Here is a 6,082-nt window from a genome sequence, read left to right on the forward strand (position 1 = left end):
CTGAACTGTTGATCTTGAGGGACTGGTAAATCGTTAACTGGATTAACCGTAAGGTCTGCAGAAGCTTGAACCGTGTTGGTACCATCAGAGATATCGAAACTGATATCGATGTCGCCATTGAAGTTCTCATCTGGCGTGATGGTGAAGCTGCCGTCATCGTTCGCAACGACTGTTGCATCACCACCAACCGTAAGATCGCTGGCTGTCAGGTCATCGCCTTCAACATCAGATGCTTGTGATAGCAGTTGCTCTTGGCTTAGGCGAATCGAACCGTCTTCGTCGATTGAGTACGCTAGGTCACCAGAAACAGGCGCATCATCAACCGCTGTCACGCTCACATCGATATTGGCTGATACCGTATCGGTTCCGTCAGAGACATCGAAGCCGAAGTTTACATCACCATTGAAGTTTTCATTCGGAGCGAAAGTATATGTACCATTACCGTTGTCGGTCAGGATACCGTCGCCACCATCGTAGGTCACACCTTCAACAGTAAGGTTGTCACCTTCAATGTCGGTAGCACCTGTTAACAGGTCTGCATCGGTGAAGATTAACGTGCCATCTTCTTCTATTTCAAACGTTTTATCTTCTGGTACAGGTGCGTCATTAATAGGACGAACCGTTAAATCAATTGCGCTACTTATGGTTTCTTGGCCGTCACTGATATCAAAAGTAAGGTCTAGCTCGCCATTAAAGTCAGCGGAAGGTACAACTGTGAACGTACCGTCACCATTATCTTGAACCGTTGCATCTGCACCGACTTGAACGTTTGAAGCAACAAGCTCATCACCATCAACATCACTTGCGTATTCGAGTAATTGTTCTTGAGTAAATGTTATGGAGCCATCTTCATCCATGATGTAAGCCAGATCTTGTTCAGCCTCCGGAGCATCATTTTCACTTTCCACCTTGATTTTGAACGTTTCACTTGTTGTCTCAGAATCAAAGTCATCTTCTACTTCACTGATGGTCTCTTCGTCAGAAGCTTGAACATCAACGGCGAATGTCTCTTCTACTGTCTGTGAATCGAGATCATCATCGACTTGTTGGCCATCAGATTCAGAAGATGTAGCACTCGGAGCTGCAGAGGTACGTGCTGCTTGGCCTTGTTCTTCATTACCCTCAGCGTCGGATCCACCTGTCGCAGCCTCTGCGTTATCGCCACCTACGGCTTGAGCGCCAGCACCTGCTCCGCCACCACTGCCAGCAGCATTATCCGAGCCAGCTTCCGAAGCCGCACCACCGACTACATTAGATTGAGCTGCATCTGAATCTCCATCGCTTTCTGGCGTCTCTTCTTGAACAGCAGCACCAGAAGCTGCTGCTTCTTCTGTATTACCAGCACCACTTGGATTGTCTTCCAACGCTTGGTTCACTTCGTCTGCCGCGTCGGTATTTTCAGCACCCGTCGCTACCGTCGACGCAATCGTGTTCTGTTGATTTTGTTGATTCTGCTGTTGGGAGGGCGTACCCGCGTCGTTCGTGTCCGTCTGTTCTACCGCGTCATTGAGATCTTCATTTTGGTTGTTTTGGTTATTTTCGCCTGCCATTACAGCCTCCGTTGCTACTAGCTAACTGATCGTATTTAGAGGCATTAAAGGACACCATTTTAAAAAACCAAGTTTTTATACAACTTTTTTCATATTTTCTTTTTTATGCATAAAGAAGTGAAAAGAAGCAAAAAAAAAATTGAAAACTGCCTTTAAAGATCCTTAGTTATTGTGATTAAAGCAATTAAGGCAGTGGAATGATGATAGACATGACGAATTTGTTGCGTTCAATCGACAACAACCACAAAGGGCTGCAATTGCTATTAGGCGACTTTTATAAGGACTTTTCAGACGCAGCAATCAACATAGAAACGCTTCATAAGAGTAATCGCTTTGACGAACTCAACAACTACTCAAAAAAATTGAAGACCATCTTAACCTTGCTGTGTGACCAAGACCTGCCGCCCAAAATGGCCAAGTTGGAACATTTGAGTAAACACGAATTCCCTGCGCCGGAAGCGCTTTTAGAAGATGTGAAAACTGAACTACAAAACGTCAATAGACAAATTAATCACTTGTTGGATATTAAGGAAGTTGTAGATGACGAGTCATCGAGGTAGGTCATGAGCAATAACCAAATAGAGCATCATCTCAGAAAAGCGCTCGTTTCTAACAACGAGGCTTCCAAGGTCACAGCAGATGACACCATCGTGCTTGCAAGTGCGATGACTAGCGTTCACAAGACGTTACTCATCATTTTTCTACTTGCTTTGGTGGCTATCGCCGTAGCGTCACAGGCACGCATCGACATTGTCGTTTCTGTGCGTGGCGAGCTGTTACTAGAGTCTGATGTTGAGAAAGTTCAACACCTAGAAGGCGGTATTTTAGAAGAGCTGTTAGTGAGAAAAGGAGAAGTTGTGTATGAAGGCCAGCCGATTGCTCGAATCCGCTCACTCGACCGTAACACCCAACTCGATACAGTGAACACCGAAATCATACAGCTGGAACTCGATAAAATTCGTTATGAAAGCTTGCGTGACATGGTCGAACCAAACTTTGCTTCTTACATCGAAAAGTACCCAGAACAAGTTCAAGTCAACATGAATACTTGGCAGCAAGAGTTCTCGAAGAACCGCTCTAACGAAGAGCTGATCACTCACGATATTAAACACAAAAACTCTCTAATTGGATCAATGCTAAAGCGTCGCAAAAGCTCAGAGAACCAACTCTCGCTCATTCGCAAACAACTCAACATCAAAAATACGCTTTATAAAGAAGAGATGGCGTCATATGTCGACGTTCTAAATATGAAAGTACAAGAATCCAATATGGTTCGTGAGATTGAAAACCTTGATGAGTCCGTCATGAACGAACGTTTCCAACTCGACAAACTCGAGAAACAACATCGAGATTTGGTTGAGAATCGTAACTCTGAGTACCAAGCACAGATCATTCAGGCCAATAAAGACCTCAAACTAAAACGGATCTTGCAACCACAACATTCCGATAAGGTAGATCGCTTAATCGTCTACTCACCAGTGGATGGTGTGGTCGACAAATTACACTTCAACTTCCGTTCTGCGGTAATACCACCCGGCGAGAGTATCGCTGATATTGCTCCAATCAATAACTCCCTACACGGTGAAGCGAAAATTCCGCGTAAAGACATGGGGTTTGTTGAAATTGGCCAGGCGGTAAAAGTAAAAATGGATACTTATAACTTCGCAAAATATGGATTTGTTGAGGGAACCATCGCCTCAATTAGCCGTTCATCATACGAAGAAGAAGATGCCGAATTCTATTTGGCAGAGATTGAGATTGATCGAAACTTTCTTGAACGAGGAGGCACTCAATACAAATTATCACCTTATATGGAATTTACCGCCGACGTAAAAACAGGCTCGCGTCGCGTGATCGAATACGCTGCAAAACCTGTGATGTCAGCCATCGAAGATGCATTCGATGAGAGGTAATCAATGAGCGGAAAACCTTCTTATAACATTTCCGTACCAGCTCTACGTCTGAGCATATTGTTCAGCGTAGTACTAGCGGCGCTCGCTTTCTATTTATACTTTTCTTGGTCAAAAATAGATTCGGTTGCTCAAGTGCAAAGTGCCCCACTGCTCATACAAGCTCAGAAGCTTAATCAGACCATCGAACAAGATATTCAAACTCTACAGCAGTGCTTAAGTACCGACACTTGTGGTACTAACGAATTCAATCTAGTTAACTTGAAGCGTGAAATAGATGAATTTAGATCGCTAGCCTCTTTGAACAAAACTGAGTTCAGCTTGGTTGGCGCGACTGAATACACCCAACTTGAATTAGCTATCAATCGCTTTTCCGACAGCACTAAAACACGCAACGACGTACTCGACTTATACCTGTCACTGACCAACAACTACCTACAGATGGACGACAACTACCGCACCATGTTCAACAACCATGCGAGCGACTTGATGTCAGAGAAAAATGAGTTCTTTATCTGGTTGTTTATGGTGGTCGTGATACTGGCAGTAATCACGGTCCTATCGAACTCAGTTGCTATGTTGAAGCTGAAGAAATCCAGCTCTAATGAACGAGAAATCGACTATGAGTTCGATGCTCTCTATCAAGAGCTGAAACAACTCGACTTACAAAGACTCGAAGAGCTTCTGAATGAAGTGAGCATCAATCCGAAACAACGCCAGATCTACTCTCACCTCAAACTGATTTTCAGTAAATTGGAAGACCAAAAGCGCAATAACGATCTCTACAAACAGCTGTATGCACTGATCGGGTATGAGATTCGCGGTATCACCAACACCATCAACGGCGGTGTCCAATATCTGGTTCAAGAAACCGATGAAAACGGCGTATTGATGGCGAAGGATATTACCTCAGCATGTAGCACCTTATCTGAGTTAGCAGAAAACTATAACCGATTGATTTCACAGGGTACGGAAAGTAAGTCGAAGGAATTCTCGCTACTGAGCGTGTTGTCTGAATTGATGATTCATATTAGCGCCAAAGTTCAGAGGAACGAAGGTCAACTCGACTGCTTTATCTCTGATAATTTGCCGAACCGTGTTGAAGGCCAATCCACCAGCTTGTTCTGGATCTTGTTTCTGCAGCTTTCTAACGCCATCCAACTTAAATCAAATAAGAAGCTATTTGTGACGATTGAATCGGGTGCGGCGTCAGACATGGAAAATACCCGTGTCACCATCAATCTCAACTTCTTATCAACGCTGGATGTCTCTGTTGCCAAGCTCAATAAACTCCATTGGAGCGCACACAAAGACCATACAGCCAATACAGATGACTTAGCAAAAAGCGTTCTGAAAGATTACGGCTATTACGAGAGTCACTGGTTCCAGTCAGGGGCACAGGAACGTTTTCAGATCGAGCTTGATCTTAAAGCTAAGAATTTCCACACAGAGAAGACGCGCTTCGATGGCAAGCGTTTACTGCTGTGCGCCAATACTCAAATCCGTATCGATGTGATGAAGAAGATGCTCAGCAATTTGGGGCTCGACATCACCGAGATTCGCACTGCAAATGAGCTTTTCTCAGCGGCGAAAACATTCGGTGATTACGATGCGATTATGCTGACCGATACCTTTGAACCCAATAAGCTGCCGTCGTTGAGTAAAACGGTCAAATCTCAACTTAAGAACCACCCAAATACCAAGTTACTGTTGTCAGTGACCAACACTCAGCAAGCACAAGAGTGTCATAGCTTCGTCGACAAGATCATCAACGCCCCTGCTATCCCTTACGAGTTCATTCCAAACCTACTCACCATTATGGAAGCGGAAGCATCGGAAGAACAGATGGAGAACAGCTCATTCCTTATCGTTGAGGATGACCGAGTTCAGCAGATCTTACTGAAACGAATTCTTACCAAGCAAGAGTATGAACCAGACACCGTTGGCGATGGTGCCGATGCCGTGAAGCACTTCATGAATAAACGTTCTGACATCATCTTCATGGATTGCATCATGCCGGGTATGGGCGGCATCGAAGCAACAAAACGCATTCGCCAATTCGAACAAGAGAACGAGAAAAACCCTTGTACCATCATAGGTGCAACCGCATTGACCAGCAGTAACGAACACCAGGCTTGTATTGAGGCCGGAATGGATTACGTGATCAGCAAACCTTATAAAAGCGACCAAATCATCAAGGTGATCAACAAGTATGTGGCGGTACAGAAACTTAACTAGCAGCATCATAGCTGCACTCGCATTCAGCACGACACCTTCAGCATCGGCGACTACCTTGCTTGAGGCGGTAGAACTCGGCCTGCAAAACAGCCTGTCTCTTCGCGCCAGTGATAAAGGTGTGGAAGAGAACGAATACAACATTGGGATCAGTCGCTCTAAATTTCTGCCTTCACTCAATGGTGCTGCCGATACCACATGGAACGAGAATGAAACCTTGCTATCGAGCGTACCCGATGAAACCTCTAGCTATAACTCAAACAGCTACAGCCTTTCGTTATCCCAGTCCATATTCAATCTTGGTGACATTTTTAAATATGGGACGGCAAAACTCGACTTCAATATTGAAGAGATTAAACACGAGAACAAAGTCCAAAGCACCATTTC

Annotated in this window: 5 protein-coding genes; 4 read left to right on the forward strand and 1 reads right to left on the reverse strand. The window is 44.6% G+C overall.

The window, feature by feature from the left end:
• Window positions 1–1,550: tandem-95 repeat protein (locus tag AB4496_RS05595; RefSeq protein ID WP_372130676.1), on the reverse strand; the 1,550-nt coding region annotated here is incomplete at its 3' end.
• 197 nt (window positions 1,551–1,747) lie between these two features.
• Between AB4496_RS05595 and AB4496_RS05600 the strand changes: the two genes are divergently transcribed.
• The 4 genes from AB4496_RS05600 to AB4496_RS05615 all read left to right on the forward strand — a co-directional run.
• Window positions 1,748–2,110: a hypothetical protein gene (locus AB4496_RS05600; protein WP_032555011.1), complete on the forward strand. Its 363-nt coding sequence runs from the start codon at window positions 1,748–1,750 to the stop codon at window positions 2,108–2,110.
• 3 nt (window positions 2,111–2,113) lie between these two features.
• Window positions 2,114–3,463 carry an HlyD family type I secretion periplasmic adaptor subunit gene (locus AB4496_RS05605; RefSeq protein ID WP_009844977.1) on the forward strand — a complete coding sequence of 450 codons (1,350 nt, stop codon included), beginning with the start codon at window positions 2,114–2,116 and terminating at the stop codon, window positions 3,461–3,463.
• 3 nt (window positions 3,464–3,466) lie between these two features.
• Window positions 3,467–5,698, forward strand: a complete 2,232-nt coding sequence (locus AB4496_RS05610; protein ID WP_009844976.1) for a response regulator — start codon at window positions 3,467–3,469, stop codon at window positions 5,696–5,698.
• A partial coding sequence (locus tag AB4496_RS05615) for a TolC family protein (protein ID WP_372130677.1) occupies window positions 5,673–6,082 on the forward strand: 410 nt, incomplete at its 3' end. The genes AB4496_RS05610 and AB4496_RS05615, both read left to right, overlap by 26 nt.

This window comes from Vibrio sp. 10N.222.46.A1, assembly GCF_041473595.1.
Taxonomy (GTDB): Bacteria; Pseudomonadota; Gammaproteobacteria; order Enterobacterales; family Vibrionaceae; genus Vibrio; species Vibrio tasmaniensis_A.